At 64.0% G+C, this 20035-nt stretch carries 13 protein-coding genes; 4 read left to right on the plus strand and 9 right to left on the minus strand.

Going from position 1 to position 20035, the window contains the following annotated elements; all coding sequences use genetic code 11:
• Positions 1-99: 99 nt before the first annotated feature.
• From rem to EXZ48_RS12715, 7 genes are all read right to left on the minus strand, one after another.
• A complete protein-coding gene (gene rem, locus EXZ48_RS12685; RefSeq protein ID WP_023515619.1) occupies positions 100-774 on the minus strand; it encodes a transcriptional activator Rem in 675 nt (224 codons plus the stop codon).
• 281 nt (positions 775-1055) lie between these two features.
• Positions 1056-1634: a transglycosylase SLT domain-containing protein gene (locus EXZ48_RS12690; protein ID WP_050745445.1), complete on the minus strand. Its 579-nt coding sequence runs from the start codon at positions 1632-1634 to the stop codon at positions 1056-1058.
• Positions 1558-2970, minus strand: coding sequence for a flagellar hook-length control protein FliK (locus tag EXZ48_RS12695; protein ID WP_130516287.1), 1413 nt, complete (start codon positions 2968-2970; stop codon positions 1558-1560). The genes EXZ48_RS12690 and EXZ48_RS12695 overlap by 77 nt, the downstream gene beginning before the upstream one ends.
• Entirely contained in the window at positions 2967-4304 is a 1338-nt protein-coding gene (gene motC / locus EXZ48_RS12700; RefSeq protein WP_130516289.1) for a chemotaxis protein MotC, read from the minus strand. The genes EXZ48_RS12695 and motC overlap by 4 nt, the downstream gene beginning before the upstream one ends.
• A gap of 4 nt (positions 4305-4308) precedes the next feature.
• Positions 4309-5532, minus strand: a complete 1224-nt coding sequence (locus EXZ48_RS12705; protein WP_023515230.1) for a MotB family protein — start codon at positions 5530-5532, stop codon at positions 4309-4311.
• Positions 5529-6182 (minus strand): hypothetical protein, encoded by a 654-nt coding sequence (locus EXZ48_RS12710; protein ID WP_130516291.1) that lies wholly within the window; start codon positions 6180-6182, stop codon positions 5529-5531. Before EXZ48_RS12710 ends, EXZ48_RS12705 begins: the two co-directional genes overlap by 4 nt.
• A 314-nt stretch (positions 6183-6496) precedes the next feature.
• Positions 6497-7459, minus strand: coding sequence for a flagellin (locus EXZ48_RS12715; protein WP_023515228.1), 963 nt, complete (start codon positions 7457-7459; stop codon positions 6497-6499).
• Between the two features lie 774 nt (positions 7460-8233).
• On the opposite strand from EXZ48_RS12715, the gene EXZ48_RS12720 reads away from it, so the two are divergent.
• The 4 genes from EXZ48_RS12720 to glf all read left to right on the plus strand — a co-directional run bounded on the left by EXZ48_RS12720 (position 8234) and on the right by glf (position 17052).
• The gene (locus tag EXZ48_RS12720) at positions 8234-12313 is read left to right on the plus strand and encodes a hypothetical protein (protein ID WP_130516293.1); all 4080 of its coding nucleotides are present in this window, start codon (positions 8234-8236) and stop codon (positions 12311-12313) included.
• Between the two features lie 180 nt (positions 12314-12493).
• Positions 12494-14542 carry a glycosyl transferase gene (locus EXZ48_RS12725; RefSeq protein ID WP_130516295.1) on the plus strand — a complete coding sequence of 683 codons (2049 nt, stop codon included), beginning with the start codon at positions 12494-12496 and terminating at the stop codon, positions 14540-14542.
• Between the two features lie 47 nt (positions 14543-14589).
• The gene (locus EXZ48_RS12730; RefSeq protein WP_130516297.1) at positions 14590-15882 is read left to right on the plus strand and encodes a hypothetical protein; all 1293 of its coding nucleotides are present in this window, start codon (positions 14590-14592) and stop codon (positions 15880-15882) included.
• 12 nt (positions 15883-15894) lie between these two features.
• Positions 15895-17052 (plus strand): UDP-galactopyranose mutase, encoded by a 1158-nt coding sequence (gene glf, locus EXZ48_RS12735; RefSeq protein WP_130516299.1) that lies wholly within the window; start codon positions 15895-15897, stop codon positions 17050-17052.
• Positions 17053-17131: 79 nt separating this feature from the next.
• Here the strand turns inward: glf and EXZ48_RS12740 are convergent, their stop codons facing one another.
• Positions 17132-18313, minus strand: coding sequence for a flagellin (locus EXZ48_RS12740; protein ID WP_024270502.1), 1182 nt, complete (start codon positions 18311-18313; stop codon positions 17132-17134).
• Positions 18314-18640: 327 nt separating this feature from the next.
• Positions 18641-19822: a flagellin gene (locus EXZ48_RS12745; protein WP_130516301.1), complete on the minus strand. Its 1182-nt coding sequence runs from the start codon at positions 19820-19822 to the stop codon at positions 18641-18643.
• Between the last annotated feature and the right edge of the window lie 213 nt (positions 19823-20035).

Raw genomic sequence — 20035 nt, forward strand, 5'->3', positions numbered from 1 at the left:
TCATTTCCCCGTTCGTCTCGTCACTACGACCCTATGGGACGGGCCTTGCGTGAAGCTGGCTGCCGGGGTCCGCCTTCCCCGCCAGCCGGCAATGTCGTGTCAGCTCTGCCAGTCGATGCAGTAGCCAAGGAAGCGCTTGGAATCGATCGGGTCGAAACCGAGCTTCTTGCGCAGCTTTTTCCGCAGCTTGCTGATGTGGCTCTCGACCACGTTCTCCTCGACGTCCTCGTCGAAGATGCCGTAGATCGCGTTGAAGATCTGGGTCTTGGAAAGCCGGCGGCCGCGGTTGGCGACCAAGTATTCGAGGATGCGGCGCTCACGGCGCGGAAGGGGGAAGACGTCCCCGGTGATTTCGGGATCGCGGCCATCGGAGAAGACGCGGATCGGACCGATATCGGTGTAGTTGGACAACGCCTTCAGGCGGCGCCGGATGGCCGCCGCACGGGCCAGGATTTCACGCGGATGAACCGGCTTGCGCACGACATCGTCGACGCCGCTGTCGAACAGCGCAAGGGTGGTTTCCAGGGAGGGCGTGTCGCTGACCGCGATCACGGGGGCCTGCGAGCGATCACGGATCGCGCGCGGCAGCTCCATGGAGAGCTGGCCCTGCCCGATCAGGAATGCCTCGACCGCATCGATGTCCGAATCGGCAGCGGTATTCACCCACTCGCCGAACTCACGGGGATCGAACCCCGTCGAGGGCACGCCCTCGCGACCAAAAAGAGAAGTATAGCCGTCTTTAACGAGCTCGCGCTCATCAACCACTACGATCATTCGTCCGCCTCCGAATCAGTGTGGTGCCTCGTTCAGGCAGTGGTACGAATCGGGCGAATCACCGGCAACTAGAGGAAGTGACTGGGTGGAATTAACAGTTGATTAAGAATTGCGTGCCGATTTGATCTATATATAGTAGGTTAATTCGGATTTTGCCACAATTTTACGGTGGAAAAGTTAACAAAGGTTAACGCTTCGCCTTGTCATCCCAAAACAGGGCGCATTCCTGCCACAATACGGCACAGGCCCCATCAAGGTCGAAATCTCAACTTTTAATAGAATTACTGACAGAACTGTTTCGCGTTCGCCGTCCAGCTTCCATAGCCCGTCGCGACCAGGTTTGCGATCACCCGGCAGACGTAGCGCTTCTGCGCGGGGTCATTGTTGGGACCGGCGTGATAGCGCGCCACGGCCATCGTCCAGGTCTCGTGCCGGGCGTGCAACCGCGCGAGGAATGCCGCCGCATACTCGACATTCTTGCGCGGGTCGAACATTTCCGCAGGCGAGGAAAACTGCTCGCCGTGGAAGTAGTGGTTGATCTGCATGCAGCCGAGATCGATCAGCTTGGCGCCCCGCGCCCGTGCCGCCTCGAAGGCCTGCAGGGCGTCCTGCCGGTCGCGGCCGAAGAAGGCCTTGCCTTCGATGTTCATGGCATAGGGTTGCAGCGAGCCCTTCCGGCCGGTCTCGGTGAGACCGACGGAATAGAGGATGCCGGCGGGGATGTCGTATTTCGCGGCCGCGGCCAGGATTTCCCGCTCGCACGCCCCGACGGAGGCTTCCGCGTCAGAGATAGACACCACCAGAGCGCTGAGGCTGGCCGCCAGCAAGGCCAGGAGCGTTGTCCGACGTGGTGCCTTCATGGGATGGTCCCTCGTGTGAAAAATTGCCTGCGCCCTCTCCATTGCTCCCCTGACGGCCATTGCCGCCCTCGCGGGCCTGCGGCTGGTTGGAGAACTGCTGTTGCTGCTGGCTCTGGCTGTCACCCTGCTGCGCATTCGAACTCCTGTCGGCCGGCGCGAGCTGGACGTTGACCTGATCGACGGCAAAGCCCTGCCCGCGCAATGCGCGCACGATGGCGTCCTGATCGTCGGTGAGCTGGCGATAGGCCTCGCCCGTCTCCACCTGCAGCGAGACGACGAGATCGTCGCCATGCAGGCGCAGCGTCGCCGTGACGAGACCGAGCTCGATCGGATGCATCTGGATCTTTAGCGTGTTGACGACCTTGCCGGTCGCTGCGGCCTCCGAGTGGCTGAGCCCGCCGGTGGCGCTCAGCGACGCCGCCCATTGCGGGTCCTGCGAAATCGCCGTCGTCACGGCAGCCGCGTTGCCGGCCTGAGCAAGGCCGATATAGCGGCGCGCATCGACCACGGTCACCGTCTCACCCTTCGGCCCGGTCGGGGTGGCATCCCGGAAGGTCGCACGATCGCCCTTGTCGGAAAGACTCATGTCGAGGTCCCGCCCCTTGCCATCGGCACGGATCAACCGGAAGAGCTGATCGGTATCGGACTGCGGCACCTCGCCGGCATCTGCCACGTGGGCTCCGTCGGCCTTGGCAGCAGCGTCGGCATGGGCATCGACCTTGGCCGATCCCTTGCCACCCGTCTGTACTTTTCCATCCGCCCCGGCGCCCGGAACGCCAGCCTTGGCGGCCGCCTCCAGCGACACTGCATTCGGCGCGGCCAGCATTTCGAGAAGATTGCCGACATCCGTCCCGACTTTCGGTGCAGCCTCCTGCGTTCCGTCCGCCGCCGCAGCGTCCGCGTCCACGGCCGCCTCCTCATCAAGGTGCGCGGCGGTCTTGCCGTCACGCAGTTCGCCCTGTGTCTTGCGCCCCTGCCGGCTCGCCGCCTCCAGCAAGGCAGCCGCCTTCTCGTCGAAAGGCCTGCTGTCCGCGTCGGCGGCATCCACCGCATGCTTGCCGGCGGCCTCCGCCGATCCCGCGGCATCACGGCGCCCGAGCTTTACACGGGTCTGATCCGTTTCTCCGCCGTCCTGCTCACCGCGGACAGCCGCACCGGAAATCGACAACCGCGCGCCCTTGCGCCCGCCGTCGCCTTCGCGCCCCGAAAGGCTGGCGATCGCACTGGCGAAACCGCCGTCCTCCGAAGCGCCGGCGGTTTGACCGTGGCTGGCCTTGCTCTTCCCGGGTGCCTGCCCCTGCACGACGCCCAGAACTCCACTACCGATGGTGCTCAACTGCCTTCTCCTTTCAAGAGCGCGTCGATTTCGTCGAGCTTGGACCTGCCGCCCGAGACGAATGTATCGAAGGCCGGGTCGATGCCGGCACTTTCTGGCTGCTCTTTCTTTTCCTGTTCCGGCTCGACCGCGGCGGCGACCGGCGTCTCTTCGCCACCCGCCCGCGGATCCATCGCCCGGTCTGCCAACTCGGCTTCGCTCAGTCCATCGGACGAGGCGTCCTCGGCCTGCTGCACGGGCTTGGCGAGGTCCGTCTCGGTCTGCGTCTCCGCCGCCACGGATACCGCCGGTTCGCGCAAGACCTCCTCGGCCACCGCGCGGGCCGCCGCCTTCAAGGCGCGGTCCTTGGTCGACAGTTTGTCGTCGGGAATTGCGATGATCGATTCCATCGCCTCCGCAACATCCCCTGATGGCACCGAGGCAAGGCCCGAATAGAGGTCTGCCAGCACCTTCGGCACGCTCTCCCCGTCGCCGGACAGCACCTGAGCCCGCTCGGCGGCAAGCGAAGCAAGCTTGTTCTTGCCCGAGATCGCCGCAAGGCGCGCCATACGCAGATAGACCTCGCGCTGGCGCGGCACGTCCATGAAGGAGAGGATTTCAAGGATGTCGTCCTCCTTGATCGCCTCGAAGTGATCGACCGCCAGTTTTACGAAGAGATCCGCGAACTGGCTGGCATAGGGCGAGCGCAGGTAGCGCCGTGCGTAGCGGTTGGCATAGGCCATGCTCTTGTCGATCCAGTCCGCCTCGCTGGCGATATAGATCGAGCGGCGCAGCGCCGCCTCCTCGACGATCGTGCCGGGGGCAACGAGCCGCGCCCAGTCGAAATAGGTAAGCGCGAGTGCCGGGTCCTTGCGCATGACCGAATTGGCCGACACCAGCGCCAGATAGGGGCCGACGCGCGAGCGCTTGTATTCCGGGAAGATTTCCGCGAGCGACTTGACGCTCTGGGTGCCGCGGCCGCTGAGGTAGCTGCGCAGGGCATCGGTCAGGCGGGAATCGAAGTGCCCGTCGACATCCTTCTTGATGAGCACTTCCAGCGTCTCGGGGTTGCCGCCGCTCATCGCATAGACGAGCGCGGCATCCACGTTGCGCGGATCGTCGAAGAGCGCGGATTCCCCCGTTCGCAGGCGCTCATCGATGGTGCTCAAAAGGAAACGCTGCATCTCCATTGCCGAGTGATCGCCAAGCGCCACCGTGTCCTGCACATATTGCAGAGAGCGGATCATCTTGTAGGGCGCAAGATCGTCGAGGTCTTCGGCGCGCGCGGGTGCGACGGCAGAGAGCGCTGCGCACAAGACCGTACCTGTCAGGAGAAAGCGCCGCAAGAAACCCATGGCGTCAACCGCCCTCGGCCTGGATAAGGATTTCGATACGGCGGTTGGCATCGGCCATCGGATCGGCCGGAACCTTCAGCCGCCGATCGGCAAAGCCGGTCACCTGACTCACGCGCTTCTCCTCAAGGCCGCCGCGCACCAGCATGTAGTAGGCGCTTTGCGCACGATCCATGGAAAGCTTCCAGTTGTCGTTCTTGCCACCGGCGAAGGGACGCGCATCGGTATGGCCACGGATGGCAATGGCGCCCGGCCGGCCCTCGAGGACCTTGCCGATCTTCTCCATCGCCAGCACCATTTCGCGCTTGGGAACGGCCGAACCGACATTGAACATCGGCGTGTCGAGCTGGTCGGTGAGGCTGACGAGCAAGCCACCCTCGGCCGGCGTCACGCTGAGCCCCTCGGCCAGCTTGCCAAGCGTGCCGATCTGCTCCGCCAGCTGTTTCTTCAGTTCGTCAGCCTTCTTTTCCTCGGCGGTCTTCTTCTCGTCTTCCTTGGCCTTGGCAGCCTCGGCAACGGCCTTTTCCGCTTCGGCCTTCGCGGCAGCAGCCTTCTCCGCCTCTTCCTTGGCGAGGGCCTCCTTCACGGTGTCGTCGCTCGCGGCCGCCATCTGCTGGCCGGTCTTGCCCTCGCTGCCGGCGTCCGTCGCCTGCGAGATCTCCACCTGCTGGGTCCAGAAATCAGGATCGAACGGATCACGATAGGCTTCGCCGCCATTGGCGCCGGTCGCCGGGCCGGACGTGGCTGCCCCGCCCTCGCCCTTGGCGCTGACATTGGCCTGCTGGCCGACTTCCTGTGCGATCTCCGACAGGACGGAATAGGGGTTTTCGAAGAAGTTGGCCTCGGAATACTTCGCTTCCTCGCCGGCCGTCGTCTTCTCGTCCTTGCCGCTTTCCGCGCCGTTGCCGCTCGCCTGCTGCTGGCCCTGCTCCTTGGATTTGTCCTGTGTCGCCTCGCCTTCAGCACTGTTGGCGGGCTTCTTCACCGATTTGTCGGCCGGCTTGTCGTCGGTCAGCTTGATCGGGTTGAAATAGGAGGCGACCGAGGCCTGCGTCTTCTCGTTTGCGGCATTGACGAGCCACATCACGAGGAAGAACGCCATCATCGCGGTCATAAAGTCGGCATAGGCGATCTTCCAGGCGGCCGAATGGTGGTCGCCCTCATGATCGCCATGGCGTTTGACGATAATGATCTCGTTCTTGCCGTGGTGGTGATTTTCGCCTTCGCTCATGCAAGCACCTTGCGTACGGTGTCAGCCCAGGCCGCCAGCCGCGTTACCAGGACGGTTTCGCCGAACTCCACCGTCAAATCGACATCCTGCATCTCGACATGCCGGAAGACCGGCGCGGGTTCGTCGAAATGCGCTTCCAGTTGCTGGAAGAGGTTTGCCGGCCCCTTCACGGTTATCGTCATGCCTTCGTCGCCCTGCAGGCCCTCGGTGATCATGCGGGCGAGATCGGCGACAGCCCCTCTTGCCAGTACGTCGTTCATCACCGGCGCCAGAACCTCGGCCGTATCGGCGGCGACGCGCTCGGCCACCTCGCCCGTCAGCGTGGAAAACCGCTCGGCAAGGGCACGGGCGTAATCCTTCTCGTAGCGCGCCTTCAGACTGTCGAGTTCAGCCTGGTGCGCCTCCTTGAGGGCTGTGATCTCGGCATCATGCTTGCTGCGAAGCTCTGTTTCGGCTTCCGCCTTGCCATCCGCAAAGGCCTCGGCGCGCTCGGCGGCCAGGTCCACCGGCGGCTCGGCCGGCGGCATGGCAAACGCCTGTGCCGCAACGCCGCCCCCCTCGTCGCCAAAGGACGGCGGCTGGAAGGTGGGCATCTTGGGGCGCGGCGGCGCGCCGAAATCCTTGAGGTAACGGGCGAGCTGCACGCTCATCGCGCATCCTCCCGTCCTGCCGCGTGCCGGACGAACGCAGGAACGGCCCGGCGGGAACCCCGCGGACCGTTTTGACGCTCGCTCTCGAAAACACTGGAACCTGACACCACCGCTGACCTGTCTCCTCGGACACGCACCTTCCGCAAGACGCAAGGCACACAATCTTCCTGATCGTGCCACCGAGCCTAGGGCTCCAAACTTGTGCGAGGATGAAGATGAAAGGTGTTGGGCCGCGCCAGGGCAAATAGCGCGGCCCAACCGCCCGCCTCGGCCGATGACCAACGGCCAGGGCGGAAGAGAAGAATTCACTGCCCTTACTGGCGGAAGAGCTGGAGGATGTTTTCCGCGCTCGAATTGGCGATCGACAGCGACTGGATGCCGAGCTGCTGCTGCGTCTGCAGCGCCTTCAGGCGGGTCGATTCCTCGTTCATGTCCGCATCGACAAGGCGGCCGATGCCCTTGTCGATCACGTCATTGAGGCTGCCGACGAAGCTCTCCTGCATCTCGATGCGGCTGCTGATGGCGCCGAGCGTGGACGCCGCGTTCGTGAGGTCCTTGAGAATATCGTCGACGACGCTGATCATGTCGTCGAGATCGGCATAGTCGGTGTTGCCGTCGATCTCGATGGGATCCCCGGAGGCCACCGGATCCGATGCGATCAGATAGTATTCCCGGGCGGTGCCCGTCGGATCGTCCACCAGTTCATCGGCGTCGATGGGCCGGGTGAGGTAACCCCGGGTGGGGTCCTGCACGTCGATCAGCACGGAATTCTGGGTGTCGAAATCGAGCGTGGCGACCTTGACGTTGCCGCTCGCGGTTCGAACGAAGGAGGCGACGACGGATTTGACGCCGAGCGGATCCGTGCCGGAATTGTAGAGCCAGTTCTCACCGGAGAAGGAGGCCGACTGGGCGGCCGAGACGAGCTGGTTCTTCAGCTCCTTCAGTTCGTCATTGATCTTGTTCTTGTCGACGCCCGGCTCGCGGGCGGCCACCAGCTTGGCCTTGATCTCGCTCATCACCTCGATGACGTTCTCGAGCGCCGTATAGGCGGTATCGACCTTGGCAGCACCGAGGCCGAGAGCGTCGGCGACGGTCGAGATGGCGCGATTGTCGGAACGCATCGTCGTCGCGATCGACCAGTAGGCGGCATTGTCGGCGGCGGTTTCGACGCGCATGCCGGACGAAACGCGGCCCTGGGTGGTTTCGAGTCCGTTGTCGATGGAACGGAGGGTCTGCAGCGCCGCCATGGCGGCGGAGTTGGTCAATATGCTGGTCATTGGCACTTGCCCTGAAAAGGAATTGTCGGGGACATGCCGGAGTGAGGCGGGAACCGGTAACGACGAAGGGCTTCATGCATCCGGCGCCGCTCGTTTGCCCTGGGCGCCAGTCCGTCGTTCTTAACAAAGGGTTAATGCTGAATGGTTAACAAATGGTTAACGCAGGAGATACGACAGCAGAAAGATAAAAATACAGTTTATTTCCGAAAGCCAGTTTTCGCCGTTTTTGAAGAAAGGCGACGCTACGGGGCTCCTTCCCCCATCGTCCTTTCACGAGGCGCCGTGCCGTCCCCGGACACGCCGCCCTACAACCAGCACGCTTCCACACCGAGGGCCTGCCTATCGGGGGATGGGGCAAGGTGGGATACAACCTGCGCTGCGCGCCTGTTAACCCAAAATTAAAAGCTGCCGATTAGAACTTAACGTGGTCGAAAAGGGCTGGCTGGGGCAATTTTTCTGCCCGGCTCGGTCTGCCCTGAAAAAGCATAGCCAATGGATGGCGTTTGCGACCGATGGCGTAGGGATCGGGGCTGCCATCAGCCCCGCGCATGATGCCCTTCCAATGCGCTGGCTCGTTCGAGCCATGTTTCATGTGACATTGTTTTCGTCCAACCGGACGTCCGGACCGTTAGCGCCGAAGATGGCGCTCGACCGAGCGGTATACGGCGGGTGCTTTGCGCGCCTGGGGACCCGAGGAGAAGATCGAACCTCTTCCCGCACGGTCGGTGGAACGAAAACGACGTTTGTCATCCGCTAACACAAGGGCGCGCGTCCATGACTTCGATTATCACCAATCTGACTCCCAGCCAGATCCGGAACCTTTCCACGAATGCGATCCAGCTCCTCAACACCGAGGACGTTGCGGCACTGACCTCCGAAAAGGTCGCGGCGCTCAGCGCTGCCCAGCTCAACGCCTTCACGTCGACGAGCCTGCTTTCCTTCACCTCGGACCAGATCGGCTCGATCGCCGTCAAGTCCATCGCCGGCCTCAGCGCCGCGCAGATCTCGTCGCTGACCTCCGGCCATATTACGGGCCTCAAGGCCACCCAGGCCGCGGCCCTCACCAGCGCGCAGGTTGCGACCTTCACCACGGACGAAATCGCCGTTCTGAACTCCTCGCAGATCGCAGCCCTCGGCTACCAGGTCCTTTCCACCATTGATTCCGCGGAAATCGCGCTCTTCACCACCGATGAGCTCGGCGCCATCAACGTCAAGGCAATCGCCGGCATCACCACAGCCGCCCTCGCCGGCATCGCGACGGCGAGCATCGCCGCCCTCGGTACCGCACAGATCGCCGTCCTCTCCAGCGGCCAGCTCAACGCCCTCTCCACCGGCCAGCTCGGCGCCCTCACCACCGGCCAGCTCGCCGGCCTGACGGCAAAGCAGGTTGGCACGCTCTCCTCGACGCAGATCGCCGCTCTCAGCACCGCCCAGATCGCATCGCTCTCCAGCGCGCAGATCAGCGCCTTCACCAGCGGCCAGGCTGCAGCCCTGTCGACGGGCCAGATCGCCGCCCTCACCTCCACGCAGGTCGCCGGCCTCAGCGGTGCGGCAGTCAAGACCCTCGATTCGGCGGAGCTTGCCCTCTTCAGCACGGACGAACTGGCAGCCATCAACGTCAAGGCCTTCGCCAGCCTCGACGCCGCCGCCCTCGCCGGCATCGCATCGGGCAGCATCGCCAGCCTGAACAGCGCGCATGTCGCCGCCCTGACCAGCGGGCAGGCTGCAGCCCTGTCGACGGCCCAGATCGCCGCCCTGACCAGCTCGCAGGTCGCAGCGCTCAGCGCCGCCGCCCTGAAGACCATCGATTCGGCGGAACTGGCCCTGTTCAGCACGGATGAACTGGCCGCCATCGGCGCGAAGGCCATCGCCGGCCTCGACACCGGTGCCCTTGCCGGCATCACGACCGCTGCCGTCGGCGCCCTCGGCACCGGCCAGATCGCAGCCCTCTCCAGCGCTCAGCTCAACGCCCTGTCCACCGGCCAGGTCGCCGCCCTCGGCACAAGCCAGCTTGCCGGCCTGAGCGCCAAGCAGTTCGCGACGCTCTCCAGCGCCCAGGTTGGTGCCCTCAGCACCGGCCAGATCGCTTCGCTGAGCAGCGCCCAGGTCGGCGCCCTGACCAGCGGTCAGGCAGCGGCCCTCTCGACGGCCCAGATCACCGCCCTCACCAGCTCGCAGGTTGCAGCACTGAGTGCAGCCGCTCTCAAGACGGTCGACTCGGCGGAAATCGCCCTGTTCAGCACGGATGAGCTGGCCGCCATCAACGTCAAGGCTCTTGCCGGTCTCGAAGCTTCGGCTATTGCCGGCATCACGACCGCCGCTATCGCCGCCCTCGACAGCAAACAGATCGGTGCCCTCACCAGCACCCAGCTGAACGCGCTGTCCACCGGCCAGCTTGCAGCCCTCACCAGCGGCCAGATCGCCGGCCTGAGCGCCAAGCAAATCGCGACAGTCAACAGCTCGCAGATCGCAGCGCTCAGCACCGGCCAGATCGCCGGCCTGTCGAGCGGCCAGATCGGCGCCCTGACCAGCGGCCAGGCAGCGGCTCTGTCGACGGGCCAGATTGCAGCTCTCACCAGCTCGCAGGCTGCAGCGCTCAGCGCCGCGACCCTGAAGACCATCGACTCGGCCGAACTCGCCCTGTTCAGCACCGATGAGCTGGCGGCCATCAACGTCAAGGCTCTCGCCGGCCTCGACGCCGCAGCTCTCGCCGGCATCACCACGGCTGCCATCACCGCCCTCGACAGCAAGCAGATCGGTGCCCTCACCAGCACCCAGTTCAATGCCCTGTCGACCGGCCAGCTCGCAGCCCTGACGACCGGCCAGCTCGCAGGCCTGAGCGCCAAGCAGGTCGCCACGATCAGCTCGACGCAGATCGCAGCCCTCAGCACCGGCCAGATCGCCTCGCTGGGCAGCGCCCAGATCGGCGCCCTGACCAGCGGCCAGGCAGCAGCCCTCTCGACGGGCCAGGTTGCAGCCCTCACCAGCTCGCAGGTCGCAGCCCTCAGCGCCACCGCGCTGAAGACCATCGACTCGGCCGAACTCGCCCTGTTCAGCACGGATGAACTGGCTGCCATCAACCTCAAGGCCCTTGCCGGCCTCGAAGCCTCCGCTCTCGCCGGTATCACGACGGCCGCCATCGCAGCCCTCGACAGCAAGCAGGTCGGTGCCCTCACCAGCACCCAGCTGAATGCGCTCTCCACCGGTCAGCTCGCAGCTCTCTCCAGCGGCCAGATCGCCGGCCTGAGCGCCAAGCAGGTCGCCACGATCAACTCGACGCAGATCGCAGCGCTCAGCACCGGCCAGATCGCCGGCCTGTCGAGCGCCCAGATCGGCGCCCTGACCAGCGGTCAGGCAGCGGCCCTCTCGACGGGCCAGGTTGCAGCCCTCACCAGCTCGCAGGTCGCAGCCCTCAGCGCGGCGGTCGTCAAGACCCTCGACGCGGCGGAACTGGCTCTGTTCAGCACCGATGAACTGGCCGCCATCAACGTCAAGGCCCTCGCCGGCCTCGAAACCTCGGCCCTCGCCGGTATTACGACGGCCGCCATCGCAGCCCTCGACAGCAAGCAGGTCGGTGCCCTCACCAGCACCCAGCTGAATGCCCTGTCGACCGGCCAGCTCGCAGCCCTGACGACCGGCCAGCTCGCAGGTCTCAGCGCCAAGCAGGTTGCAACGATCAACGGTTCGCAGATCGCAGCCCTCAGCACCGGCCAGATCGCCTCGCTGGGCAGCGCCCAGATCGGCGCCCTGACCAGCGCTCAGGCAACGTCCCTGACGACCGGCCAGATCGCAGCCCTGACGAGCTCACAGGTCGCAGCCCTCAGCGCCGCCGCCCTGAAGACCATCGACTCGGCGGAACTGGCCCTGTTCAGCACCGATGAACTGGCCGCCATCAACGTCAAGGCCCTCGCAGGTCTCGAAGCTTCGGCCCTCGCCGGTATCACGACGGCCGCCATCGCAGCCCTCGACAGCAAGCAGGTCGGTGCCCTCACCAGCACCCAGCTGAATGCCCTGTCGACCGGCCAGATCGCAGCCCTCGGCACCGGCCAGCTTGCAGGCCTCAGCGCCAAGCAGGTTGCAACGATCGACGGTTCGCAGATCGCAGCCCTCACCACCGGCCAGATCGCCTCGCTGGGCAGCGCCCAGATCGGCGCCCTGACCAGCGGCCAGGCAGCGTCCCTGACGACCGGTCAGATCGCAGCCCTGACAAGCTCGCAGGTCGCAGCGCTCAGCGCCGCCGCCCTGAAGACCATCGACTCGGCGGAACTGGCTCTGTTCAGCACCGATGAACTGGCTGCCATCAACCTCAAGGCCCTCGCCGGCCTCGAAGGTCCGGCCCTCGCCGGCATCACCACGGCCGCCATCGCAGCCCTCGACAGCAAGCAGATCGGTGCTCTCACCAGCACCCAGCTGAATGCCCTGTCGACCGGCCAGCTTGCTGCTCTCTCGACCGGCCAGATCGCCGGCCTGAGCGCCAAGCAGATCGCAACGGTCAACAGCTCGCAGATCGCGGCCCTCAGCACCGGCCAGATCGCCGCTCTCGACTCCAAGCAGATTGCGGGCCTGACCAGCGGCCAGATCGAGGCTCTGTCGACGACCCAGGTCGCGGCTCTGACCAGCTCGCAGATCGCGGGCCTCAGCGCAGCCGCCATCCAGGCAATGAGCTCGGAAGACATCAAGACCTTCACGACCGACGAAATCGCTGCAATCGGCCTGAAGGCCCTGCAGGGCCTGGCCACCGAGGACATCGCAGCCCTCGGTTCAGCCCAGATCCTGGCCCTCAAGGCCGAGCAGATCGCCGCGATGAACTCGGCACAGGTCGAAGCGGTCATCCAGGCCTACGCCGCGATCTAATCCAGACATGCAGCGGCGCGGTCCACACCGCGCCGCTGCTCTTTCTTCCGCCCCCTGCGGCGGCCTTCCCTTCCCGCAAAACGACCAGCCCGACGCAAGTCAACTCCGATAGCAAGGCAGACGAGCTCCTTTCGAGCCGTTCAACCGCCCGGCCAGCAGGCCCCCTTGCCGCAGGATGTCATGACCGTCAGCACCCCCATTCTCGCCGATCCCGCCGCATCGTTCCTCAACATCCTCGGGCGGGCCCGCAACCAGCAGCTTTCGCTGGCCGAGCTGTTCCAGATGACGGAAGGCCTGACGGCGGCCGGGGCGACAGTGCAGGCGGGCGAACTCTACAAGATCTGGATCGCCTTCAACGACAGCAACCCTTTGCTGCACCTTGCCTATTTCAATTATGCGGTTGCACTCTCGAAGGCCGGCGATGCAGCCGGCGCGCTGCAAGCCCTTCGCGCCGCGGTGCGCATCAACCCGCAATTCGGGCAGGCGCATATCAATCTCGGCAGGACGCTCGAAGACTGCGGTTTGACGGGACAGGCCGTACAACAATGGCGCATCTATGCCGATGCGACCGCCGACGTCACGCCGGACAAGATCAGCAATCGCCTGCTCAGCCTTCAGCATATCGGCCGCGTTCTGGAGGGCACAGGACATCTGGAGGAGGCCGAGGCCGCGCTCTGGCAGGCCATGGAGCTGCAGCCATCGCGTCCCGAGGCGGCACAGCACTGGATCTCGCTGCGCATGCGCCAGTGCAAGTGGCCGGTCTTCACGCCCTCCCTCCACGTCACGCCACGTCATTTCATGGATGCGACCTCGTCCATGACGATCGCCTGCTACACGGACGATCCCATTTTCCACCTGGCAAAGGCCCACCGCTACTGCCGCACGAATGTCGGCCGCCCGGCCGATCTCCAGGACTTCGCGCGCAATCCGGTGCAACAGAAATCCGGAACCGGGCAGCGGCTGCGCATCGGCTACGTCTCCTCGGACCTGCGTCAGCATGCGGTCGGTTTCGCGCTCAGCGAAGTGCTCGAATTGCATGACAAGGCGAGTGTCGAGATCTTCGCCTATTATTGCGGCGACCCGGCGCCTCTCGACCAGACCCAGGCACGCATCAAGCAGGCTGTCGACCATTGGCGCGATATCACCGCGCTCAGCGACATCGACGCCGCCCGCCAGATCGCTGCCGACGCGATCGACGTGCTCGTCGACGTCAACGGCTATACCAAGCATGCCCGCACCAAGATCTTCGCCTACCGGCCGGCACCCGTCATCGTGAACTTCTGCGGCTACCCGGGCACCGTCGCAAGCCCCTACCACCAGTACATGATCGCCGACGAGCATATCGTGCCGCCGGAAAACGAGATCTACTACACCGAGAAGGTCCTGCGCATCGCGTGCAACCAGCCGGTGGACCGCAAGCGTGCCGTCTCTCCGCGCCCGACACGCGCCAGTGTCGGCCTGCCCGAAAACGCCTTCGTCTTCGCGAGCTTCAACGGCATGCAAAAGATCACCGCCGCCTGCTTCGGGCGCTGGATGGCGATCCTCCTTGCAACGCCCGGCAGCGTATTGTGGCTGCTTGCCGGCGACGACAGCGTCAACGAGCGCCTGAAGCAGATCGCGACCCAGAACGGCGTTGCGCCGGAGCGCATCATCTTCGCCGGCAAGGCACAGAACCCCGACCACCTCGCCCGCATCGGCCTTGCCGATCTCTTCCTCGACACCTTCCCCTACGGCGCCCACTCGACGGCGGCCGACGCCATCACCCAAGGCCTGCCGGTGCTGACCATCGAGGGCAAGAGCTTCGCCTCGCGCTTCTGCGCCAGTATCGCTTCGGCCGCCGGCATTCCCGAGATGATCTGCTCCGGCCCGGATGACTACGTGCACAAGGCCGTCGCCTTTGCCCGGAACCCGGCAAGCCTCGCCGCAGTGAAGGGCTCGCTCCAGCGCCAGCGGGAGACCTGCGCACTGCGCGACATGCCGGCCCTTGCCCGCCGCCTCGAAGCGCTGTTCTGGCAGATGCAGGGTGACGCCGAACGCGGTGAAACGCCGGTGCCAGACCTGCGCAACCTCGACGTCTACTACGAAATCGGCGCCGAGCTTGCTGCCGCCGGGATCGAGTTCGAGACCGACGAGGCCTACCGGCTGCGCTACCGTGAGGCACTCGCCCGCCTCGATGAACACGCCCCGCTCTGGCCCGATGCCCGCCTCTGGCCGGCACCGGCCGCCTGACCCTTAGGCCCGCCCGCAATCCTGAAGTTCTGAATGACGAGGACAGCATGACCCCCGTAATCCTGGTGACCTTTGCCGGACGGCAGAAGCGAATGGAAATCCTCACCCAGTATGTCCGCCGGGCGATGGATCTCGGGATCATCGACGAGTGGCACATCTGGGACTTCACCCGGTCGGCTGAAGACCATGCCTGGGTGAGCCGGGAGTTCGGCCCGGTGCGCTACATGGGCTCGAAAGTGCCCTACCAGCCGGTCGGGGGCGTTTCGCGCCAGGCCTCGTTCCGCACCAGTGCCCGCATCCGGCACGACCTGCACATCACCCTCACCCCGCATGACCGGCCGAACGACCACTATGAATTCGTGGTCGGCGGCTGGCGGAACACCCATTCGGCGATGCGCAAGATCCCGCGCGAAAAGCTGGAGAACCCCGAGCGCGGCGACGATACCAACCTGTGGAGCGCGCCGACGCCCGGTGTGCTCTCTCCCGGCCGGCCGAACGATGTCGTGCTGTCACTCGATGCGGCCGGCGCACCGACGCTGCGCGTCAACGGCGTGACCATCGGCAGCTGGCCGGAACTCGACTTCTCTGCCGGCGCGGGCGTGCAGATGCGCGGCGGCTGGGGCGCGGACCTCGAGCTCTGCGATGCCGGCACCGCCACGCGGCGCTATATCGGCAATCCGAACGAGCAGATGCCCTACTGGCAGGCCTACGACTATTATGCCACGCGGCTGGAGGCCTTCTCCGATGCGGTGTTCCTGAAATGCGACGACGACATCGTCTATCTCGACATCGACGAACTTGACGGCTTCATCCAGTTCCGGCGGAACAACCCGCATTACTTCGTCGTCTCGGCCAATGTGGTGAACAACGGCGTCTGCGCCTATTTCCAGCAGGCCGCCGGCTCCATTCCACCCGCTGTCGGCCATTTCGAGTTGCCGCCGGGCGGCTTCGGCGGCAGCCTCTGGGAGAGCGCCGAGCGGGCCGTGAAACTTCACGACTTCTTCCTCGGCCAGGGTGGCAGGACGCTCGCCCTTCCGGCCAGGGTCGTCGACTGGACGGAGCGGCAGTCGATCAACTTCATCGCCTGGCTCGGCCGCGATCTCGTGCACATGGCCCTGCCCCAGGGCGACGACGAGCACGCACTGACCATCGGCGTTCCGACGCTCCTGCAGCGCCCGACGGCAATCTATTCGGACTTCACCGTGAGCCACCTGAGCTTCGGTCCGCAGGAGCGCGGATGGGACCCAAGCCCGCTCGTCGAGGCCTATGAAGTGCTCATGCGCGAACGCCTCTTTCCGGTTGACGAGGCGCCGCAGCTCGCCCTGCGGGCGACAGGCTGAGGGCCGGGTTCCATGCGCATGAAGGAAAAAATCCTCATCGTCGGCGCCGGCCTTTCCGGCGCCGTCATCGGCCGCACGCTTGCCGAGGCCGGCTACACTATCGAGATCGTCGACCAGCGAAACCATATCGGCGGCAACTGCCACACCGAACGGGACGAGGCGACCGGCGTGATGGTGCATGTCTACGGGCCGCATATCTTCCACACGGACGACACGGAAGTGTGGGACTATGTGAACGGTTTCATGACCTTCATGCCCTACAAGAACCGCGTGAAGGCGACGAGCGGCGGGCAAGTCTATTCGCTGCCGATAAACCTGCATACGATCAACCAGTTCTTCGGCAAGAGCTTCCGGCCGGACGAGGCGCGCGCCTTCCTGGAAGAGCAGGCGGACAAGACGATCACCGACCCGCAGACCTTCGAGGAGCAGGCACTGCGCTTCGTCGGGCGCGACCTCTACGAGGCCTTCTTCAAGGGCTATACGCAGAAGCAGTGGGGTTGTTCGCCGACCGAGCTGCCGGCCTCGATCCTGAAGCGCCTGCCGGTGCGCTTCAACTATGAGGACAACTATTTCTTCCACAAATACCAGGGCATGCCGGAGACCGGCTATACCGAGATGATCGCACGGATCCTCGATCATCCGAACATCACGGTGGCCCTGGAGACCGGCTTCCGGCGCGGCGAGAAGACCGGCTACAGCCATGTCTTCTATTCCGGTCCGCTCGACGGCTACTTCGACTACGAACTCGGCCGGCTCGGCTATCGCACGCTCGATTTCGAGCGCTTCACCTATGAGGGCGACTATCAGGGCTGTGCGGTGATGAACTATGGCGACGTCTCGGTGCCGTACACCCGTATCACCGAGCACAAGCATTTCTCGCCCTGGGAGAACCCCGCGGGCTCGGTGTGCTACCGCGAATTCTCGCGCGCCTGCGAGCCGGACGACATTCCCTACTACCCAATCCGCCTGGTGGACGAAAAGGCGCAGCTTGCCGACTATGTCGCCCGCGCGGAACAGGAGGCCGACGTTACCTTCGTCGGGCGCCTCGGCACCTACCGCTATCTCGACATGGACGTGACGATCCGCGAGGCACTCGATACGGCGCGGCTCTATCTCTCCCGCCGCGCGGAGAATGCGGCAATGTCGACCTTCCTGCACCCGCCACTCTGACGCGGACCAGCCAAACGAAAGAAGGCCCCGGATAGTCCGGGGCCTCCTGGGAACCGTGAAACGTCCTGTCGTCTTCCGATTAACGGAAGAGCGTGAGGATGCTTTCCGAAGCCGAGTTGGCGATCGACAGCGACTGGATGCCCAGCTGCTGCTGCGTCTGCAGCGCCTTCAGGCGGGTCGACTCTTCGTTCATGTCGGCGTCAACCAGACGGCCGATACCCTTGTCGATGGATTCCGTCAGCTTGGAGACGAACTCTTCCTGGAGATCGATGCGCATGCCGAGCGAACCGAGGTCGGCGGCCGCGCTGGTCATGTCTTCGAGCGCCGTGTCGACCATCTGGATCAGGTCGTCGAGTTCGGCACCAGTGGTGGTGTTGGTGATCGTGAAGCCGGAAACGGTGGCGTCCGGAATGGTGGAGGTCGCCGTCTGCGTTTCGTCGATGGCCCACACAGCACCGCCGCTGTCCGTCGCGAAAATCTCGTGGTCCGTTGCACCGGACTGATCAACCGCAGCAACCCACGTATCATCGGCGACCTTGACGTAGCCGGCAAAACCGTTCGTGCCGCCAGAAGCCACGACACCGAGGGAGTCAAACGTCGCACCGTCTGCGATGACCTCAGCGGTCGTGTAGCGAATGACATTGTAGGTGTCGGTCGTACCACCGATGTTGACGTTGACGGCCACGCCGTTGCCGTCAATGGCGGTTTCGCGGTCGAGGATACCCTGCTTGCCGCCGGTCGAGTCGAACAGGACCGTGGTCGCGTCTAGGTCGTAGTCGACCTTCTTCACCGACACATTGCCGCTGGCATCACGAACGAACGACGCAACGACGCTCGTTTTGGTACCGACATCCGCCTTCAGCCAGTTTTCGCCGGAGAAGGAGGCAGCATCGGAGATGCTGACGAGCTGCTGCTGCAGCTGGGTGATTTCTTCCTGGATCTTGTCCTTGTCGACGCCGTCTTCCGTGGCGGCGACCAGCTTCTTCTTGATTTCCTTGACGACTTCGACCGAGGAATTCATACCGGCATAGGCGGTATCAACCTTGGCGGCACCAAGGCCGAGGGCGTCCTGAACGGCGGAGAGTGCCATGTTGTCGGAGCGCATGGTGGTCGCGATCGACCAGTAAGCGGCGTTGTCGGACGCGCTACCGACGCGCAGGCCCGAAGATACGCGCGCCTGCGTTTCTTCCATGCTGCTGCTGATGGAGCGCAAGGTCTGGAGCGCGGACATGGCCGCAACGTTGGTAAGAATGCTCGTCATAAGAGTACTTGCCCCTGATTGGCTGAACGATAAGGGACATTCCGGGTTTCACCGGGAGCGGCAGTCAGCATCATGCCCACTAAATCCTTGATTTTTCAAAGATCAGTTTGCCGCTTCGATGGCCTTAGCTAATGCCAACATGGTTAAAGCTTTCCTAAGCGGCGCAGAAATTCGGGGGCAGGTGGAGTTTTTTTACAACCTTCGCGCGCACGCGCGTGCCAGAAAAGGGTTAAAAAAACGATAAGGCCGCCCCCTTTCGGGAGCGGCCTTATCGAGGTGTTTGATCGAACGGTCAGCCCCCGTTCGTCATTCCCATGTGCTTGCCGATTAACGGAAGAGCGACAGGATGTTCTGCGACGAGCTGTTGGCGATCGACAGCGACTGGATGGCCAGCTGCTGCTGCGTCTGCAGCGCCTTCAGGCGGGTCGATTCTTCGTTCATGTCGGCGTCGACCAGGCGACCAACGCCCTTGTCGATGGATTCCGTGAGCTTGGAAACGAACTCGTCCTGGAGGTCGATGCGCATGCCGAGCGAGCCGAGGTCAGCAGCCGCGCTGGTCATGTCTTCGAGCGCCGTGTCGACCATCTGGATCAGGTCGTCGAGTTCGGGACCCGTCGTTGCAGCGGTGATCGTGAAGCCCGAAACCGTCGCATCCGGAATGGTGGACGTCGCCAGCTTCGTTGCGTCGATGGCCCATACGGCACCGCCGCTATCCGTTGCGAAGATCTCGTGATCCGTCGCGCCGGACTGGTCGATCGCTTCTACCCAGGTATCGTCAGCAACCTTGACGTAGCCGGGGCGACCGGCCGTACCGCCAACTGCAACGTCGCCGCCAGCGTCGAATGCTGCGTTGTCGGCGATTACCTCGGCGGTCGTGTAACGGACCACGTTGTAGGTGCTCGTCGTGCCGCCGATGTTGACGTTGACTGCAATACCGTTGCCGTCGATCGAGGTCTCGCGGTCGAGGATACCAGCTTTGCCGCCGGTTGCGTCGAACAGAACCGTCGAAGCGTCGAGGGCGTAGTCGACCTTCTTGACCGAAACGTTGCCGCTGGCATCACGAACGAAGGATGCAACGACACTCGTGTTGTCGCCGACATTCGCCTTCAGCCAGTTTTCGCCGGAGAAGGAGGCAGCATCCGAGATGCTCACGAGCTGCTGCTGCAGCTGGGTGATTTCTTCCTGGATCTTGACCTTGTCAACGCCATCTTCCGTTGCCGTTACCAGCTTCTTCTTGATTTCCTTGACGACTTCGATCGAGGAATTCATACCGGCATAGGCGGTGTCAACCTTGGCGGCACCAAGGCCGAGAGCGTCCTGAACGGCGGAGAGCGCCATGTTGTCGGAGCGCATGGTGGTCGCGATCGACCAGTAAGCAGCGTTGTCGGACGCGCTACCGACGCGCAGGCCCGAAGATACGCGCGCCTGCGTTTCTTCCATGCCGCTGTTGATGGAGCGCAGCGTCTGGAGGGCAGACATGGCTGCTGCGTTGGTGAGAATGCTCGTCATTATCGTTGTCCCTTTGAACATAATACTGGTGGGGGACATACCGGACTGAAAACTTTACCGGTTACGGCGGTTCGGCATCATGCCAACTCGGTTTCTCCAGGGATCTGAAGGGATACCAAACCCGTCGTGTCTGAGCAAAACTCGCAGCCAATCATTGCCAACTCCTTAAATCGACAAAGTGCTTTCGAGCGACCGCCAAGTATGGTTAACCGC

It is taken from the genome of Shinella sp. JR1-6 (assembly GCF_004284735.1).
Taxonomy (GTDB): Bacteria; Pseudomonadota; Alphaproteobacteria; order Rhizobiales; family Rhizobiaceae; genus Shinella.